This window comes from Salinicoccus roseus, assembly GCF_003814515.1.
GTDB classification, from domain to species: domain Bacteria; phylum Bacillota; class Bacilli; order Staphylococcales; family Salinicoccaceae; genus Salinicoccus; species Salinicoccus roseus.
This window is the reverse complement of record NZ_RKQJ01000003.1, coordinates 337231-356422: the sequence shown is the minus strand read 5'-3', so window position 1 is coordinate 356422 and position 19192 is coordinate 337231. Positions and strand designations below refer to the sequence as shown.

Genomic DNA, 19192 nt, shown 5'->3' with positions numbered 1-19192 from the left:
CACCTGTTCCCATGCCGAACACAGCAGTTAAGCTCTCCAGCGCCGATGGTAGTTGGACTGACGTCCCGTGAGAGTAGGACGCCGCCGGGCAGTATCAATACATAATAAAATTATGGATGCGATGAGCCGCATTGAGACCTTTACAGGTCTCTTTTTTTGTATAATGGCATTATGAATCTAATGAAGGTGGTTGGAACATGGAATACAGTATTGAAGTCACCGGTCTGTCTGAGACGGAAAGGCTTGCGAATGCATTGGAAAAGAATATTGAGCCGGGTACTGTCATTCTCCTTTCCGGGGACCTTGGTGCAGGAAAGACGACCTTCACCCAATTTTTAGGCAGGGCCCTTGGAGTCAAACGCAGGATGAGTTCCCCCACCTTCAATATCATCAAGAGCTATTCCGGCAAGTATACCATCCATCATATGGATTGTTACCGGCTTGAGGAAAGTGACGAGGACCTTGGATTCGACGAGTATTTCAATGAGGATGATATATCGATTGTGGAATGGCCAATCTATATAGAGGAATTTCTGCCTGATGAACATTTGTCCATTCGGATAGAAACACTGGGTGATGAGAAACGCCGTTTCAGCTTTGCTGCAAAGGGGACCACATACACTAGAATACTGGAGGCTCTTGAAAATGATTTCCCTTCTGATTGACACGTCCAACAGGCCGCTATCCGTCGCAATCAACAAGGATGGATATTGCCAGGCAGAAATAAATACCACTGTGAAAAAGACCCATTCTGCTACATTGATGGTATACATCAATGAACTATTTAAAATGACGGGCTACAAGCGTGAGGACATTGATCGTATCATCGTTGCACGGGGGCCAGGCTCCTACACGGGGGTGCGTATCGGTGTAACCATCGCCAAGACGCTGGCACATGCATTGAATATACCCCTTTATTCCGTCTCTTCTCTTGCTGTCATAGCAGCTTCATCAGGCAGGGAAGGAATCACGGCCCCAATGTTTGATGGCCGGAGGGGAAACGTCTACACAGCAATTTATCAACTAGAATGCAGCACATTGGAAGAAGTGATGGATGCAGGATATATGAAGCTCGAAACAGTGCTTGATTCATTGAAGGCGCATGATGGGGGCGTCGTACTTGCAGATGCCGGTGAGAAGTTCAGCAGCGGCCTTGAGACATTTACACATGCTGTCCCACGCATCAGTTCTGTAGAGAAGTTCACATCCATTCTACGCCAGGAGGATGTGCATCAGATGGTGCCTGAATATTTAAAAGTATCGGAGGCTGAGAAAAATTGGATGGAGCGCACACAGTCATAAGAAGAATGGAAATTGATGATCTGGAAGCTGTATATGAAATCGAATCAGCCTCATTTCCGAATACATCATGGAACATCGAATCTTTTCTCAGGGAACTGACAGCAAATCAGTTTGCCTATTACTTCGTCCTTGAAAAGGAAGACAGGATAGTGGGCTACTGTGGCGTATGGCTCGTCATAGATCAGAGCCAGATCACCACAATCGCCGTGGACAGAAGAGAGCAGGGCAATGGCTATGGCCGTCAGCTTCTTCAACATGCGAAGGAATATGCGGGTCGATCTGCAGATATACTCTCATTGGAAGTGAGTATAGACAATGATAGAGCCATGAAGCTGTATGAAAAGGAAGGATTCCTCTATGGGGGAATACGAAAGGACTATTATGGACCGGGAAAGGATGCACATGTCATGTGGGTGAGCCTGAATGAATGAAGAAGTGATAATACTGAGCATCGAGACGAGCTGTGATGAAACGGCGTGCAGTATCGTGAAGAATGGGAATGAAATATTGTCGAATGTGGTCGTCAGCCAGATAGAAAGCCATAAGCGTTTCGGTGGTGTGGTACCGGAAGTGGCTTCGAGACACCATGTTGAAACCATCACAGTAGTGATTGAGCAGGCACTGGAGGAAGCAGGATTCCTGCCGTCAGACCTTTCCGCTGTAGCAGTAACGGAAGGGCCGGGACTGATCGGCGCATTGCTGGTCGGCATCAATGCTGCCAAGGCATTCAGCTTTGCCCATGACCTCCCCCTCATTCCCGTCCATCATATCGCAGGCCACATATATGCGAATCAGCTGGAAGAGGAACTCAAATTTCCTCTCATCTCCCTCATTGTTTCTGGAGGGCATACCGAGCTGATTTATATGAAGGATCACATGTCTTTCGAGGTCATCGGAGAAACAAGGGACGATGCGGTGGGGGAGGCTTATGACAAGGTTGCGAGGGTCATCGGTCTTCCTTATCCCGGCGGCCCCCATATCGACCGTCTGAGCAGGGAAGGGGAAGATACTTTCAACTTTCCAAGACCCTACCTGGAACCGGGCAGCTATGATTTCAGCTTCAGCGGACTGAAGTCTTCAGTCATCAACACACTGCACAACTACAGGCAGAAGGACATCACAATAAATAAAGCGGATGTGGCGACAAGTTTCCAGGAGAGCGTCGTTGATGTGCTGACGAAAAAGACCATGATGGCTGTCGGAAACTATGGAGTGGACCACCTGATCATTGCAGGAGGCGTCGCCGCCAACAGTGGATTGAGGTCCCGCTTTGAAATGCTCTGCCAGGAGCAGGGAATAAAGCTCAGCATACCCCAGCTGAAGTATTGTACCGACAATGCAGCGATGATCGGCGCTGCAGCCTACCATCTCTATAATAATGATGCCTTCGGTACACTCGATCTGAATGGCAGAAACTTCATCGATATAGAAGAATACAGTATATAGAAAGCCATGTCCCTTAATTTTGGGACATGGCTTTCTTGTATCATCCTTGATTGTCAATACGGAACATTTGTTTTAAACAGCCTGTGGATAACTTGTTGATAAAAATGTGAAAAGCTGTGTAAACGCCGCGGGGACTGGGGATATAAATGTGCACAACTATGTGCATAACTTATTACTCCTGTGGATGGATCGCTGCATTATGCAGTGCTGTGCACTTTCAGCTGTGAATAAAAATGTGGTTAAGTCCATTTCCCGTGACTTCCATTAAAATGGAACCTATGTTCGCAACAGGTTTATATCTCTTCCAGCTGTTCCTCCAATGCAGCCCATTCGATCATCAGTTCATCGAGCTGTGCCTTCTGCAGATTCAACTGCTCATTGTATTCTGAGGCCTTCTCATAGTCCTCATAAACTTCGGGTTCGGCAAGTCTTTGTTCGGTTGCTGAGATTTCTTCTTCCAACGCCTGGATGCGTTCCTCCATCCTGCTTGTGCTGCGCTTCAGCTTCTGCATCTCGTTCCTTTTCTGCTTCTGCTGTTCATAATCCGTGCCGTTCGGCCCTTTGTCCTCCTGATTCTCCACTTGGATTGCGAGGGAAGCCTGTTCTTCCTTCTTATGACGATAGTAGCTATAGTCTCCGTTGTAGGTCTGGAGATGCTGAAGATCCATCTCCACTATCTTGGTGGCGATGCGGTCGATGAAGTACCGATCATGGGAGACGAATAGTATGGTGCCGGGGAAGTTCTGGAGTGCCTCCTCCAGAACTTCCTTGCTGTCGATGTCCAGGTGGTTGGTGGGCTCATCAAGGATGAGCAGGTTATTCTTCTCGAGCATCAGTTTAGCCAGCTGGATGCGGGCCTTTTCCCCGCCGCTCAGATCGTTGACACTCTTCATCACCTCATCCTGCGTAAACAGGAAACGACCCAGCACTTTACGGACATCACTTTCATTCATGTTCGGATATTCATGCCACAGTTCTTCGAGGACATTCCTGTTGGAGGTGAATTCGGCCTGCTTCTGGTCATAGTAGCCGATGGAGACATTCGTGCCGTAGATGATTTCTCCCGCATGACGGGGCAGCTTCTTCGCAATGGTTTTGACGAGCGTGGATTTTCCTATGCCATTCGGACCGATGATCGCCAGCCGGTCCCCCTTATCGACGTTCAGGGTGATGCCGCTGTTCAGCGTCTCTTCATATCCGATGTCGAGGCTCTTGATACGGAGGACATCGTTTCCACTCTCCCTTTTTATATCGAAGGAGAAGCGTGCACTTTTTCTGTCGATCTGCGGCGTATCCATCCGGTCCATCTGCTCAAGCTTCTTGCGGCGGCTTTTTGCCATATTGCTCGTCGAAGCCCGTGCGATGTTCTTTTCGACGAAGGTTTCGAGCTGTTTGATCTCCTTCTGCTGATGTTCATAGGCTTTCATGCGAAGGCTGTAGTTCTTTTCCTTTTCCTTCACGTACTTTGTATAGTTCGAGTGATAGAGTGTCCCGCGGTTCATCTCCACCTCAAAGATCTTATCGACCGTGCGGTCGAGGAAGTAGCGGTCATGGCTGATGATTGCGATTGCACCCGTAAAACTGTTCAGGTACTGTTCAAGCCAAGCCACGGTGTCCATGTCCAGGTGGTTGGTCGGTTCATCGAGAAGGAGCAGGTCCGGTTTTGACAGCAGCATCTGCCCCAGGGCGAGGCGTGTCTTCTGGCCGCCCGAGAATGCATCTACGTTGCGGTCGAGGTCGTCCTTGGTGAAATTGAGTCCGGTGATGACAGTCTTGATCTGTGCATCGATCGTGTACCCTCCTTGCGACTCGAATGAATTCTGCAGGGTATCATAGCGTTCCACCTGCTCGCTGTAGGCAGGATCGTCGTAGTCATGTTCTGCCAGCCAGGTCGTCACTTTCTGCATTTCCTCCTGGATGCGGAGCAGGTGCGAGAACGGCCGCATCATTTCATCCCGCACAGTCTGGGAGGATTCCAGTGTCATCTGCTGGGTCAGGTAGCCGATGGAGATGCCTTTCGGAGTGGTGATCTGGCCCTCATCAAGCCCAAGTTCGCCTGCCATCATTTTCATGAGCGTGGTCTTTCCGGCACCGTTCTTCCCGACGATGCCGACGGTTTCGCCCTTTTTTATTTCAAGATTTATATTTTCAAAAATCATGTCTGTACCGAATGATTTCTTTACATTTCCCAATTGCATCACTATCATATTCATTACCTCACTTTCTTCAAGTCTACAATAAATAAATTAAAAAAACGATGAAATTAAACGGCATTGACTACACTATGAAAATCGAGATATGCTATAATATATCAACAGAGTGTAATAAACGAGGTGTGGGACATTTGAACAGTAAAAAGAAAATCCCAAATGCAACTATGAAACGTCTCCCTTTATACTATAGATTTTTTAAGAACTCTGAAAAATCCGGTGTGGACAGAGTCTCATCCAGAGAGATCAGTGAGGCATTGGATATTGACTCTGCCACTATAAGGCGAGACTTCTCCTATTTTGGGGAGCTTGGCAGAAAAGGGTACGGCTACAATGTCAAAAGCCTTCTGAACTTCTTCATGGAACACATCCAGGGGAATGAAGTGAAGAATGTTGCGATCATTGGTGCCGGCAATCTGGGCAGCGCGTTATTAAACTACAAATTCAGTAATATAAATGATAGAATGAACGTAGTTGCCGCCTTTGACAGCAATGATGAAATTGTTGGAACATCCATCAACGATACATTAGTATATCATCCAGATGAACTTGAAGATATGGTCAGTAGACATAACATAGACGTTGCGATACTCACCCTGCCGGCAGAGGTCAGCCAGGCGATGGCTGAACGGCTTGTAGATGCGGGCATCAAGGGTATACTCAACTTCACACCTATCAGATTGGACGTAAATGATGGAATCTATGTACACAATATAGATTTGAGTGTTGAATTGCAGGCGCTATTCTTTTATATGAAACATATCTAGGAGGGGTAATATGCTCGAAATGTTTATGCCGGGGACGCTTATGGCAGTAGGGCCGACAAGTATGATTGTAATCGCTGTGGTAGCATTGATCATATTCGGACCCAAGAAGCTTCCTCAGTTCGGACGCGCAATGGGCTCCACTTTAAAGGAATTTAAAGACGCAACCAAGGGCCTTGCTACGGACGATGATGACGAAGAAGAAGAACTCGAGAGAAAAAAGCAGCCGAAGAAAATTGAAGCAGTTGAAGTTGAAAAAGCTGAAGAAACAAAAGTATAGAGATTTGGAGGTGGCGAAAGCCACCTTTTTTTAAAGAGGTGAAAAGTAAGATGACAGACTCGGAAAAAAAAGAATTTACCGAGCACCTGGAAGAGTTGAGGAAGCGTCTGCTCATTGTCATGTATTTCTTTGTCGGCGCGTTGATTATAGGGTTTTTCCTCTCCAAGCCACTGATATACCAGATGCAGAATGCCCCATGGGCAGAGTCGATCCAAATGCACGCATTCCAGGTCACGGACCCGTTGAAGATCTATCTGCTCGTGATCGTCATAATCGGTCTTGTAGTGGTATTGCCGGTCATCATGTACCAGCTGTGGGCATTTGTGGCACCGGGATTGTACGGAAATGAACGGAAGTTGACGCTGAGCTACATACCGATCGTCATGATCCTCATGCTGATCGGCATGGCTTTCGGCTACTTCGTACTTGTCCCTTATATCATCCAGTTCACTTTCGAGCTTTCGGAAGATATGGGAATCGAGACGACCATCGGCATCAACCAGTATTTCGGCTTCCTCTTCAGGACAGTCCTGCCATTCGGTGTCATATTCCAGATGCCGATCCTGGTGCTTTTCCTGACACAGCTTGGCCTGTTGACACCGATGTTCCTAAAGAAGAACAGAAAGTATGCCTATTTCATCCTGCTGGTGATTGCGGCGCTTATTGCCCCACCAGATCTGATGACGCATATCATGCTGACGATACCAATGATCGTACTATACGAAATCAGCATATACATTTCAAAAATCGGCTATCGGAGGCATTTGAAGGCAGAACAGAAGGCAATAGAAGAATCTTTGGATTCCGACTAGGGAGGTATTCAGGGTGAAATTCGATTCGAACACTGAAGCGTTTAAAGCGTTGGGAGAAGCGGACAATGACTCATTGAATGAACGGCTTGAAAAGGCACAGGATGACCAGTGGAGGCAGAAATACCATGTACAGCCCATCGCCGGCAGCATGAATTCGATTGCCGGATTCGTCCACCACGAGGGCTTGTACCATATCTTCTATCAATGGTCCCCCTTTGCCGACAAAAGAACGAGATGCCTATATCATGTGACTTCGGATGACCTTGTTTATTTTGAGAACAGGGGAATAGTAAAGATGTTGTCGGACGGAGCCTATTCAGGCTCCGCTTTTGTAATGGAAGAAGATATCCACCTCTACCACACTGAAGTGCGTTCGAACACGGTGTATCAGCAATATACCCCCTTCACAACACAGGCTGGTGCCCTTCATCCGGGCAGGACGGTACCGGTCATCAAAGGCGTACCGCCCGAGTACGGCTGGTTGATGAAGGATCCGAAAGTCTGGCATGAGGATGGCAGGCATTTCATGCTGCTCGGGGCCGCTTCCCCGGAAGATTACGGCCGCCTCCTCGTCTTTGAAGGGGAGACACCTTCGTCTTTCGAGTACAGGGGTGAATTGAAGACCGGACTCGACCAGTTCGGCTTCATGTGGGAGGCACCGGATTATTTTGAATTGGACGGCCACCAGGTATTCATGTTCTGTCCGCAGGGGCTCGACAAGTACAGGAACAACTATTGGAACATCTATCAGTCGGGCTATATCATCGGTGAGGCGGACTGCGAAGCATTGACACTCGACCATGGCCCGTTCCATGAACTGGACCATGGCTTCGATTTCTATGCACCAAAGACGCTCCGCAATGGGAATGGCGAACGTCTGATGATCGGCTGGATGGGGATGAAGGAGACGGCCTATCCGACCGGGGAGGCTTGGTCGCATTGTCTGACCCTGCCCCGCGAATTGTCGATTGAGGAAGGGAGATTGAAGCAGAGGCCGGCTGCGTCACTCAGGAAACTGAGGGAAGCGGAGATGACCGCTGAAGGTTATTTCAACCACCGCCCAAAAAAAGTGAGGGATTTCTACGGGGACAGCTACGAACTCGTCATGGATATCCTTGAGAACGACGCGACCCGCATCCATATCGATCTGAGGGTGAGCAGAAGGGAGCAGACGAGCCTGATCTATGAGACGGATACTCAGACACTTATTCTGGATACGGCCTTCAGCGGTGCAATGCCCGAGAATGTGGACGGAACAGACAGGAAGGTTGTTCTTGATTCTCCGCTTGCAAGCCTTCATATATTCGTTGATGTCTCAAGCATCGAAATCTTCGCCAATGACGGGGAAGCGGTAATGACGGCACGCATCTTCCCCTCCGATAGAGCGACGGGCATGGAGGTATCTACGGAAATCGGAAGCTGCCATGTCAAGATGACCAGATACAGTTTGAAGCAGCTGTCTTTAAAACCGGTGCTCGATCATAGGTAGAGTAAATGTAATTTCAGTATTCAAACATAAATTAATTTCAATTCTGCTTATAATTGATTGATTATTTTGTTATTATTAATCTACACAAGCTAGGGTGAGAGGAGAGGGAAGACATGTTTTCGGTATTGAGCCAGATTCGTAAACGATTTGAATATATGACCCCAGTGGAGCAGCGCATTGCAAATTTCATGCTGGACAACCCCACGAAAGTGATCAACATGCCGGTGAAGGACATTGCGAGAAACAGCGACACCAGTGACGCGGCGATCGTCAGGTTTTCCAAGAGGATCGGACTTGCAGGCATCAAGGAATTGAAGGTGGAGCTTGCAAAGGAACTCCATACGCTGGAAAAGGAGAACATCTCCAGGGTCATCGATCTTGAACAGGACACGCATAAGGATATTTTTGATAAAGTATTCAAAAATACCATCCAGGCACTCTATAATACTGAAAAGATCGTCAACAGGAAGGCGATGAAGGAGGCGGCCCATCTTTTCGCCAAATCGGAGAACACATTCATATTCGGGGTCGGGGATTCGGCGAATGTTGGGAATGAACTCGAACAGAAGCTACATAGGGTCAATATAAACGCCTTCTTTACCGCCGATAAATATCTGTGCATGACGCGGTTGTCCAATGCAAAGGAGAACGATGTACTCTTCCTCATCACTTTGTCGGGCAAGACGAAAGAAGTAGTGGAAGTTGTGAAACTGGCCAAGAAGCTCGGGGTCAAAACGATCATCCTGACACAGAATCATGCTTCCATCGCAAAAAGGAACGCCGATATCGCGATAGAGATCACTGAAGAAGAGACGAATATACAATATATGAACATGACAAGCCGCATCGCGCAGCTGGTCATCTGTGATGTGCTGTTCTTCTATATCTGCCGGGAACTTGGCGCCTCTGCATATGATACGATCATCAAGACATACGATGTCACCCACTGATCATTCCCCTTCAATTATGAAGGGGATTTTTAATGTGGTGGAGATGCCGCTTCAACCTTTACCATATTGAAATATTATTGAAATATTCATCCCGAATCCCGTCCCTATATTAAGGTTATGTAACAAGATGGAAAATTGGTAGATACCTCTGCTGCCTTCAAATATAATGGGTATATTGTTAAATGGTGGCATAGCCGATGGGGGAATTATTTTGAAAGAAAAACTGATGAAATCAAGTATCGCATCCCTTCTGATTGCATCTGCAATATTCACATATAATACTGATACAGTAATAGAAGCTGATGAAACAGATGCTGTTTCGACCACAGAGGAAAGTACAGAAGCATCTGCAGAATCGATTTCCAATGAAGAAAATGCCGAAGCAGCCACTGAAGAAGCAGCGGAGCAGGAACTGCTGGTAGAATCGTCGCCGGAGAGTGCACCGGAAAGGGAAGTCCAGCAGCAGGCAATCTCAGAGTACAACACTGAAGAAGAAACTGATGAAACACCACCTGTGCATGAAAGCCAGACAGCAGAGCCTGCTTCTGAGGAGAACGGCAGCCTCGAACCCGTCCCAGAACCGACATTGGAGGAAACTTCTGAAGCACCAGCGGAAGAGCCGACTGAAGAGCCAACTCAGGAGGAGACGGTCCAGGAACCGACGGTGGAAGCACCGATGGAGACCGCTGAGCCTTCCACTGAAGCGTCATCAGAACCGGTGGAAGAGTCTACACCTGAAGCGACGTTAGAACAGCCTACGGAGGAAGCAACAGTCGAGACGACTGAATCTTCGATGGAAGAACCGGCAGAAGAACCCATTGAGGAGCCGTCATCAGAACCGGTGGAAGAGTCCACACCTGAAGCGACGGTAGAGCAGTCTACGGAGGAAGCAACAGTCGAGACGACTGAATCTTCGACGGAAGAAGCAACAATCCAGGAGTCCACATCTGAAGCAACAGTGGAGACGGCAGAACCGTCAATTGAAGCACCTTCAGAAGAGGAGCCGACAACAGAACCACAGACAGAACCGGCGCAGGAAGATACGCTGCAGCAATCGACGGAAGAAGCGACAGTCCAGGAGGCCACATCTGAAGCATCGGTTGAAGCGGACGGTACCAAGGAAGAAGTGACAGGAGAATCCACTCAACCTTCTGATGGAAATCCAGCCGGTGAAGATGTAGAAGATGGAAGGGAAGCGGCTGTCCCTGAGATATCGTCAGAGGAAGGGCAACCCCGGGAACCGGAAGTGGCGCAGCCGGCTGATGATCGAAGTGGCAGTGTACAGAAGTACTACCGTTATGATCATGGCAATATTCTGGAAGGCATTTCGCTCAATCCAGGTACTTCTGAGGAGCAGTTGAACCTCCTTGATAAGAGGGTCAATCGTCTGATGTCATCGAAGATCATGCCTGAAGAAGATGTAGATGAATCGGATATCATCGAAATAGAAGAAGAAATAAAGAATGAAGAGGGTGTCACGGCTTCAACAGACCGCACATCACTCCCGGATACGGGAGAGACGGACTATACCATCCTGTACGGTACGACGCTTCTGATAGCAGGAGCGATACTGCTCTTCATTACAAGAAGACCGAACAGCAAAAAATGCAAATAACAGAAAATCCCCATTCCGAAGAATGGGGATTTTTCTATAGTGATTTGTCGTCTATGGAATTCAAGTAGTCTTTAACTTCACCGACGACCGATTCAAGGCAGCCGTCTTCGAATGGGGAGGTCAGGTTCGCAGATCTTGCGAGCGCGTTGAATGGCAGTGAGCCTCCCAATTTGCACAGCTCGACATAGTCGGCCCAGGCTGCTTCAAAGTCTTCATTCGCACGCTTCCAGAACTGCAGGGCACAGACCTGGGCAAGTGTATAATCGATATAATAGAATGGAACACCGAAGACATGGCCCTGGCGGTGCCAGAATGACCCGCTGGAGAGGGGTTCTATGCCATCATAATCCCGGTGGGGCAGGTATTTATCCTCAAGCTTCTTCCACTCCTGGCGCCGCTCTTCAGGAGTCAGTTCCGGATTCTCATAGACGATGTGCTGGAATTCATCGATGGCCACACCGTAGGGGAGGAAGGATATATTGTCCGCCATATGTGTGAACTTGAATTTGTCTATATCCTCCTTGAAGAAGAGCTCCATCCAGGGATAGGTGAAATACTCCATGCTCATCGAATGGATTTCAGCGGCTTCAAGCGTCGGGAACTGGTATTCCGGCACTTCGAATTCCCGGGACATGTAACTCTGGAATGCATGCCCGGCTTCATGTGTAAGTACGGTGACGTCATCCAGTGTGCCGTTGAAGTTCGAGAAGATGAAAGGTGAGGCATGCTCTGGAATGAACGTGCAGTATCCGCCGCCTTCCTTGCCCTTCTTCGCTTCGACATCGAAGAGGTCACGTTCCCTCATGAACTTGTAGAACTCATCCGTTTCCGGAGAAAGTTCCCTGTACATCTTTTCACCATTTTTGAGGATTTCTTCCGTCCCGCCTTTTGGCGTGGCATTACCGGTGATGAAGTCGAAGGATTCATCATACGACTTAAGTTCGGACAGGCCGATCCTCCTGCGCTGCCGTTCCTTGAGTTCTGTCACAAGCGGTACGACATGCTCCGCCACCTGGCGCCTGAAATTCTCGACCATGTCCCGATCATAATCGATGCGGTTCATCCGGATGTACCCGAGTTCTACGAAATCCTTGTAGCCGAGTTCCCGGGCAATCTCATGACGGGTCTTGACGAGGTCGTCGAATATTTGGTCAATCTTCTCCAGGTGCTCACCCATGAAGCCCTGGACCGCTTCGGTGGCCCCTTTTCTCATGGACCGGTCGGTATGCTGCGCATATGGTCCGAATTCCGAGAGGTTGAGCACCTTGCCATCGAATTCGATTTCTGCAGAAGCCAACAGTTTGGAGTATTCGGAATCAAGCCTGTTCTCCTTCTGGAGGAGTGACTTCACTTTCGGATCGAACCCTTTGATGGCATTATCCGCAAGGGCGAACAGCTGCTTACCATAGCGTTCTTCAAGCGCTTCCTTGTAAGGGCTTGAGGCAATCGCCTCATAGTACTTATGGTCGATTTCCTGTATTGCAGGGCCATATTCGTCGAAGAAATCCCTTTCCTTATCATAGAATGCGTCCTTTGTATCAATGGATGCCCGTATGTAGGCAAGAGTGCTCATCGTGGAAAGGTGATTGAAATGCTTGTTCAGTTCATCGATGACCCTTCCCTGCTCTTCAGCAGATGTCTTTGCCTTGAAATCGTTGAGCAGGTCGTCCACCTCGGAAGAGATCTTAGCGAGGTCGGGTCTTTCATATTTATAATCGTTAAAAGTAAGTGCCATTATACATCCCCCTAAACATTTGTTCAGTTATATTTTACCACATGGAATAAATGGACAGACAAATTTTTAATATGTTCAGATTATTTGTTTTATGGGTAGTGTAGGATAAAGAAGGATAAAAAGGAGAGAATTGTATGGTAGATGTGGATGAAGCATTGGAAACAAGAATTGGGGAGATGGCCAGGAAGACGAAGGAAATGGGCATCCCCCTCATGATAGTGATCGAAGGACCGCCGGCTTCCGGGAAATCACGGCTGTCAAACGCCCTCTATATGGCGCTTGATGCCAAATATACAGACTTCATGGCGACCCGTCCGCCGAGGGACATCGACCTGAGATATCCTTTCCTGCAGAGGTATTGGAACCACTTGCCGAAAAATGGGGATATCAACATCCATTTCAGAAGCTGGTATGCCCAATACATCGACTATAAGACACGGAATATACGGGAAAACGTCAGAACGGAGTATGTCGACATCAAGCAGGACATCGACAATTTTGAAGAAATGCTGATGAATAATGGCTATGAGATCATCAAGTTCTACGTGCATACGAGTGAGGAAGTGAGGACCCGGCATATCGAAAAGCTCAAGAGCAACCCGATACTGAAGTGGAAGGCGGAGGAATTCGAGGAGCAGCTTGATGAGGTGGATTATGAAAATGAAATGCAGCATTTCCTTGACGCACCGACCGGCTGCCCATGGACCGTAATCGATTTTGAAGACAAAGGGGAAGCGATCAACACTCTATTCTCGACCATCATCGACCGCCTTGAAGCGCGTGTAGAGGATGAGGAGAAGGCGGATGAACCTGAGGTGGATGGCGCGTTCTCCGAGGGTTATGAAGCTGAATTCTTCGATTTCGATTTTGAGAAGGAGAAAATAAAGAAGAAGGAATACAAAAAAATACTCCCCGGACTCCAGGAAAGAATGCGCGAGATACAGTTCGAGCTTTATGAGAAGAAGATTCCTCTGGTAATCGTCTATGAAGGCATGGATGCTGCCGGGAAGGGCGGCAACATCAAGCGGATCAGGGAAAAGCTTGACCCGACCGGCTATACGGTCAATGCGACGGGCGCACCGACGGACATTGAACTGGCGCATCACTATCTATGGCGCTTCGCAACCGACGTGCCAAGAAGCGGGCACATCGGCTTCTATGACCGGAGCTGGTATGGCAGGGTGCTCGTGGAGCGCATCGAAGGATTTGCATCCAATAAGGAATGGAACCAGGCATATGAAGAGATAAATGACTTTGAGAAATCACTGTACAACTCCGGAGCAATCGTCCTGAAGTTCTTCCTCTCCCTGGATAAGGATGAGCAGCTTGAACGCTTCGAAGACCGTCAGGATGATCCGGATAAGCAGTGGAAACTGACAGATGAAGACTGGCGGAACAGGGAAAAGTGGGACTTGTATGTTGAAGCGAGTGAAGATATGATACGCAGGACGCACACTGCCCATGCACCGTGGCACGTTGTGGCGGGTAACAACAAGAAATACGCCAGAATCACCGCGCTCAGGAAAGTCATTGAAGCATGCGAAGCGCGTCTGGAAAAGGAATAGAAACCGGCTTCGGCCGGTTTTTTTACGGAATTCGAAATAATTCTTGCAGGTTTCCCGGAAAATGTATATCCTATAAATGGCAACTATTTATTTTAGAATATTTTAAATAGTTGGAAATATAAAGGGGGAAGAATAGATGCAGTCAGCCAAACGGATATTTCTCCTGTTTGCCGTCATGCTCATGATATTCAGTACTTTTAGTTCCGAAGTGCTTGCAAATGAGCTCGGTAAACCGCAGCGGTCGCCATCACTGGATGAATCGCACCTGGAGAAATATGAAAATGTAGAGGCCCAGATGGAAGTATTGACCGGGCCGGCCCAGCTTGGGGAAAGCCTGAGGGACAAGTCGGGGAACGTGAATGTCATTGTACATTTCAGGGAACCTTCCGTCGGACTCCAAAAAGGCATTGTCCAGTCGCAGGGGAAGAAATGGTCCAATCTTGATGCTGGAAAGATCAAGGAGAAGATAGAGAAGCAGCAGCAGCAGGCAGAACACAGCATGAGGAATAAAAACATCAACTTTTCCAAAGGGAGTACATATAACACTGTGCTGAATGCCCAGTCCATGACTGTTGCAGCAGAAGATCTCGACAAGCTGCTCGAAGTTGAAGAAGTGGCCCTCGTCGAAGAGGACTTCTACGTCCAGCTGGATCCTGAGACGGGCAATGGACATGGTGAGGATATAGAAGGCCTTACGGATGTGTCGGATGAAGACATTTCGCCAAACTACATCAAAGGCATCACGCATCTTGGCATTCCAAAGGTGTGGGAACTCGGCAACAGGGGGCAGGGCGTCAAAGTCGGTGTCATCGATACGGGCATAGACTATAACCACCCTGACCTTGCCGGTGTATACAAGGGCGGCAGGAACTATGTAAACGGCCCTGACTACAATACGGAGCGTCCCGCAGATGACCCGTATGAAACAAAACCGGAGGAGCGCCCGGAAGGGATGCCTGAATACGACCAGAACGGCAGCTCCTACTGGACGACCCATGGTACGCACGTAGCGGGTACGATCGCAGCGCAGGGCAACAACGACTACGGCATGATCGGTGTGGCGCCGGCAGTCGACCTGTATGCCTATCGTGTGCTCGGCGCATACGGCAGCGGCTATACATCATGGATCGTCGGGGGCGTCGAGGGTGCAGTGGAGGATGGCATGGATGTCATCAACCTCTCACTCGGCAATACGCTGAGCGACGAAAGCCAGGCCAACTCATTTGCATTGAACAATGCGATGTTGCTTGGCACCGTATCCCTTGCAGCGACGGGGAACTCGGGTCCTGAGCGGTCGACGGTCGGCGGACCGGCGACAAGTACGATGGCGATCAGCGTCGGCAATACCACACTGCCTGAACAGCGTGTCGCTTCCAACGTCACGCTTGAAGCGGAAGGATTTTCAGAGACGCTTGATGCCAACTTCATGGCATTCATGATGGGTACCCACCCTGAAACGCAGCTCGACACGGCAATGGAAGTGGTCAATGTACCGGGAATCGGTGCATCTGAAGACTTTGAAGGTGTGGATGTCGAAGGCAGGATTGCGCTGATCCAGCGGGGTGAGATCGCATTTGTCGACAAGATATGGAATGCACGTGAAAATGGCGCCCGCGGCGTCATCATCTACAACTCGGCAGATGGGTCAAATGCGCCGGGGCCGGTGGATATATTCCTCGGTACGGCATTCGACTATATCCCGACATTGGATATATCACACACAGTCGGTGCTGAATTTGCCGCTGCATTGGAATCCGGAAGCGGACAGGTTACGTTCAACAGCTTCGAGGACACAATGACGGCAGGAGACCAGGTGAATGCATCCTCTTCAAGAGGACCATCGACACCAAACTTCGATATCAAACCGGATATCGCAGCACCTGGAACGAACATCCTTTCAACGATTCCGGCATTCGCATCTACCGGAGACGGCTATGAGAAAGCCTATGCCCAGTACACGGGTACTTCAATGGCGACACCACATGCTGCCGGAATTGCAGCACTGATACTGGAACTGAATCCTGAGTGGGGTCCATTCGATGTCAAATCCGCAATGAGCAACACGGCAAAAGTGCTGGATACTTCAGCATTCGATGTGTTTGCCCAGGGTGCAGGACTTGTCCAGCCATACGCGGCAGCAACGACGGATACACTGATCAAAGTGCCGCACGAATCCACAATGGATGGCACGACGCATACCCATACTCGGGGTACGATGTCATTCGGATATGAAAGTCCTGGAGATGCTGCCAGGACGGTGACGAAGGATCTGATCATCGAGAGCACTTCCGGAGGCACATACAGTTTTGAAGTCGTTACGACCAAGGCACCGACAGGCGCCATGGCAGGTGCTACCCTGACACCGAGCATGAACTCGGTGACGGTGAACGGCAGCCAGACTGTGGAATTCACACTGGATATCCCTGCAGGAACAGCAGAGCCGGGTAATGAATTCCTGGGCTACATCAACGTCTCCAGCGGCTCCGGTACGTATTCCGTACCATTTGCAGTCGGATTCGGGGAACCGCTGAAGCAAGGATTTGCAGAGTTCGCACTGAATGACTATCATATGTCACCAAATGGGGACGGCGTACAGGATGAGACATCCGTATATGCCGCATTCCACAACCCGCAGGAAATGACACAGTTCAGCTGGTTCGATCTGCTGAATCCGTCAGCCGGTCCTGCAGCTGACGGCTATATCGGGGACTTCGCCTTCGAAACGGGCATCCAGTCCGACATCACGGTCCCGATCGACGGTACGATGTACAATATTGAAAATGACGAATACGTCTATTCCGACGTGCCGGACGGCGTCTACACCATCGATGCCATTTCACTGCATGAGGGCGGCATAGAACTTGAGTATGACGGGCCACTGTTCGTCAAACGTGAAGCCACACAAGTTGCAGAGCCGGCAGTTGCATCCGGAATCATCACTGCGGCTGTCACAGACCTGTATATCGAAGCATTGCCTTCATTGCAGGAGATGTACGGCATGAGCTATCATCCGAACGACATGATCAATGCAACCTACGTGCTTTCAAATGGCACGGCGGATGAAGAAGGAACAGTAGAACTCAATGCCGATGGAAGTCTGGCGATGGACTTCACAGGCTATACCGGCGCATATCATCTGACGCTTGAATTCGCAGATGCTGCCGGAAACAGTGCTTCCTATCCTTACACGGTCGATTTTGACGCAGATGTGATTACTGAAGGCCAGGACGAGCTTCCAGGAGGGGAGACGCCTGTTGAAGCATACGCAGTCACTGAAGCGGATATCGGGGACGGCATCACAAGGAATAACATCAAGGATATCCATGTGAACATACCGGAAGCATACGTGGATGAAGGCTCAGCAACCATCAGCCTCTCCAATACACTGATTTCCCAGTTTGCTGAAATGCGTCCGAACAAGACGGTTGTGCTCAATGTCGACGGTTCCGCCGTCCAGCTGACAGTCGGAAACTTCCAGCAGTTTGCCCAATACGACAGTGTGGAAGTTACGCTAATGCGTTCCGAGTCATCCGAACCGAATCATGTCAGCGACATCCATGAAGTCATACTGACGGGCATCATTGGAGAAGCAGAAGAAACCATCACGCAGCTCGATTCTGCGATGAGCGTCATGATCGAAGCACCAGGCAGACATTTTGATGTGTATGATATTGCGGCAGAAACAGTCGTCAAATCAAAATACAACAAGAAGCAGCAGGTGATAGAAACGACGGTACCATCATCATATGTAGTGATTGAACAGAACTGAAGGTATTGAAAAACGGATTCCATGGGATATGCTTCATGGAATCCGTTTTATTTTGAAGAGGTGGCTGTTAATTCACCGTCGCAGACGAAACGACTGCAAGTTGGAGGCTTAATTCACCATCGCAGGCGAAACGACGGCGAGTTGGAGACTTAATTCACCATCGCAGGCGAAACGACGGCGAGTTGGAGACTTAATTCACCGTCGCAGACGAAACGACGGCGAGTTGGAGGCTTAATTCACCGTCGCGGACGAAACGACGGCGAGTTGGAGGCTTAATTCACCGTCGCAGACGAAACGATGGCAAGTTGGATCTCCATTCACCCCCATAAAGAAAATAAAAAAGAACGGGTGCAGGAGCACTCCGTTCGTTATGCGTGTATAACTACATCAGCAGTCGTATGATCACGCCAAGGCCATTCTGTATGTTTTCCATCTGCTTGATATAATCCTGGAACATCAGCTGGAGCAGCACAACCAGTCCATTCATGAGCATATGCACCATGATCGGTACGAGCAGCCTGCCGGTGATGATGTACAAGAAGCTGAATGTATAGGCCATGACGACATATATGAGGATGTGCGTGAAGTCCCAATGGGCGATGGCGAAGATGAGTCCGCTGACGAGTCCGGCGACAAGAAAGGCAACGACTTTCGGTCCGGGCACGACTTCATATATCTCCCCGAATATGGCACGGCGGAATACGTATTCCTCCAGGATGGGGCCGAGCAGTGCAACGACGAGTATCATGAATGGGGCGGATTGTATCATATCTATGATTCCAGCAGTGTTTTCACTTTCCATCGGATTGCCAAGCACATAGACATTCACGAGTCCGGCAATCACTTGCGAAGCATAGGCGAGGACGACACCACCGATAATCCATGCGATTGTTACGGGAATATCCGCCTGACGCCCGCGCTCGATCCGGTTCTTGTTCTTGTGCAGCTGTCCGATTATGATGACCGCTATCACTCCGATGGCGAAAGCGATCGCCTGATACGGCAACACCTGATCAAGAAGCTGGTCTTCGGTGATTGAAGGATTGACTGCAGCCATGATGATGGAAACCGGCACGACGGCAAACTGTACTGCTAAAAATATTACGATGATTAATGCACTATATAACTGTCTCAAGATAAACCCTCCATTTTCCAATACAGCTATTCTACCCTAAAAATTTATGGTGATAAAGCAAAGAGAAAATACTTGCAATATTGACCAACTTTGATTATTATTTAATTGTTAGCACTTCGA

15 protein-coding genes and 1 rRNA gene are annotated in these 19192 nt (G+C 48.9%); 13 read left to right on the top strand and 3 right to left on the bottom strand.

Annotated elements, in window-relative coordinates:
- The 5 genes from rrf to tsaD all read left to right on the top strand — a co-directional run.
- Positions 1 to 90, top strand: a 5S ribosomal RNA gene (gene rrf / locus EDC33_RS10960); the annotation flags it as partial.
- A 107-nt stretch (positions 91 to 197) separates the two neighbouring features.
- Positions 198 to 665: a tRNA (adenosine(37)-N6)-threonylcarbamoyltransferase complex ATPase subunit type 1 TsaE gene (gene tsaE / locus EDC33_RS10955; RefSeq protein ID WP_124011205.1), complete on the top strand. Its 468-nt coding sequence runs from the start codon at positions 198 to 200 to the stop codon at positions 663 to 665.
- Complete coding sequence (tsaB, locus tag EDC33_RS10950; RefSeq protein ID WP_094907348.1) at positions 646 to 1302, top strand: tRNA (adenosine(37)-N6)-threonylcarbamoyltransferase complex dimerization subunit type 1 TsaB; 657 nt, start codon at positions 646 to 648, stop codon at positions 1300 to 1302. Before tsaE ends, tsaB begins: the two co-directional genes overlap by 20 nt.
- Positions 1303 to 1307: 5 nt before the next feature.
- Positions 1308 to 1733 (top strand): ribosomal protein S18-alanine N-acetyltransferase, encoded by a 426-nt coding sequence (gene rimI, locus EDC33_RS10945; protein ID WP_124011204.1) that lies wholly within the window; start codon positions 1308 to 1310, stop codon positions 1731 to 1733.
- Positions 1726 to 2748, top strand: a complete 1023-nt coding sequence (gene tsaD, locus EDC33_RS10940) for a tRNA (adenosine(37)-N6)-threonylcarbamoyltransferase complex transferase subunit TsaD (RefSeq protein ID WP_124011203.1) — start codon at positions 1726 to 1728, stop codon at positions 2746 to 2748. The genes rimI and tsaD overlap by 8 nt, the downstream gene beginning before the upstream one ends.
- 293 nt (positions 2749 to 3041) lie before the next feature.
- Here tsaD and EDC33_RS10935 read toward each other — a convergent pair whose 3' ends face one another.
- A complete protein-coding gene (locus EDC33_RS10935; protein ID WP_124011227.1) occupies positions 3042 to 4955 on the bottom strand; it encodes an ABC-F family ATP-binding cassette domain-containing protein in 1914 nt (637 codons plus the stop codon).
- A gap of 77 nt (positions 4956 to 5032) precedes the next feature.
- Between EDC33_RS10935 and EDC33_RS10930 the strand changes: the two genes are divergently transcribed.
- The 6 genes from EDC33_RS10930 to EDC33_RS10905 all read left to right on the top strand — a co-directional run bounded on the left by EDC33_RS10930 (position 5033) and on the right by EDC33_RS10905 (position 10868).
- Positions 5033 to 5725: a redox-sensing transcriptional repressor Rex gene (locus EDC33_RS10930; protein WP_124011202.1), complete on the top strand. Its 693-nt coding sequence runs from the start codon at positions 5033 to 5035 to the stop codon at positions 5723 to 5725.
- Between the two features lie 40 nt (positions 5726 to 5765).
- The gene (locus EDC33_RS10925; protein ID WP_170156417.1) at positions 5766 to 6002 is read left to right on the top strand and encodes a twin-arginine translocase TatA/TatE family subunit; all 237 of its coding nucleotides are present in this window, start codon (positions 5766 to 5768) and stop codon (positions 6000 to 6002) included.
- A gap of 50 nt (positions 6003 to 6052) precedes the next feature.
- Positions 6053 to 6814, top strand: a complete 762-nt coding sequence (gene tatC, locus EDC33_RS10920) for a twin-arginine translocase subunit TatC (RefSeq protein WP_094907351.1) — start codon at positions 6053 to 6055, stop codon at positions 6812 to 6814.
- Between the two features lie 13 nt (positions 6815 to 6827).
- A complete protein-coding gene (locus EDC33_RS10915; protein ID WP_124011201.1) occupies positions 6828 to 8303 on the top strand; it encodes a glycoside hydrolase family 32 protein in 1476 nt (491 codons plus the stop codon).
- A gap of 113 nt (positions 8304 to 8416) precedes the next feature.
- Positions 8417 to 9253, top strand: a complete 837-nt coding sequence (locus EDC33_RS10910) for a MurR/RpiR family transcriptional regulator (protein ID WP_124011200.1) — start codon at positions 8417 to 8419, stop codon at positions 9251 to 9253.
- A gap of 211 nt (positions 9254 to 9464) precedes the next feature.
- On the top strand, positions 9465 to 10868 hold the full coding sequence (locus EDC33_RS10905; RefSeq protein ID WP_124011199.1) for a prolipoprotein diacylglyceryl transferase: 1404 nt from the start codon (positions 9465 to 9467) through the stop codon (positions 10866 to 10868).
- A 34-nt stretch (positions 10869 to 10902) separates the two neighbouring features.
- On the opposite strand, the gene EDC33_RS10900 is transcribed toward EDC33_RS10905, so the two are convergent.
- The gene (locus EDC33_RS10900) at positions 10903 to 12603 is read right to left on the bottom strand and encodes a M3 family oligoendopeptidase (protein WP_124011198.1); all 1701 of its coding nucleotides are present in this window, start codon (positions 12601 to 12603) and stop codon (positions 10903 to 10905) included.
- A gap of 134 nt (positions 12604 to 12737) precedes the next feature.
- Between EDC33_RS10900 and EDC33_RS10895 the strand changes: the two genes are divergently transcribed.
- Together EDC33_RS10895 and EDC33_RS10890 are read left to right on the top strand one after the other, a co-directional pair.
- On the top strand, positions 12738 to 14168 hold the full coding sequence (locus tag EDC33_RS10895; RefSeq protein WP_124011197.1) for a phosphate--AMP phosphotransferase: 1431 nt from the start codon (positions 12738 to 12740) through the stop codon (positions 14166 to 14168).
- Positions 14169 to 14304: 136 nt separating this feature from the next.
- Complete coding sequence (locus EDC33_RS10890) at positions 14305 to 17937, top strand: S8 family serine peptidase (protein ID WP_124011196.1); 3633 nt, start codon at positions 14305 to 14307, stop codon at positions 17935 to 17937.
- Positions 17938 to 18319: 382 nt separating this feature from the next.
- Here EDC33_RS10890 and EDC33_RS10885 read toward each other — a convergent pair whose 3' ends face one another.
- Complete coding sequence (locus EDC33_RS10885; protein WP_124011195.1) at positions 18320 to 19072, bottom strand: CPBP family intramembrane glutamic endopeptidase; 753 nt, start codon at positions 19070 to 19072, stop codon at positions 18320 to 18322.
- Between the last annotated feature and the right edge of the window lie 120 nt (positions 19073 to 19192).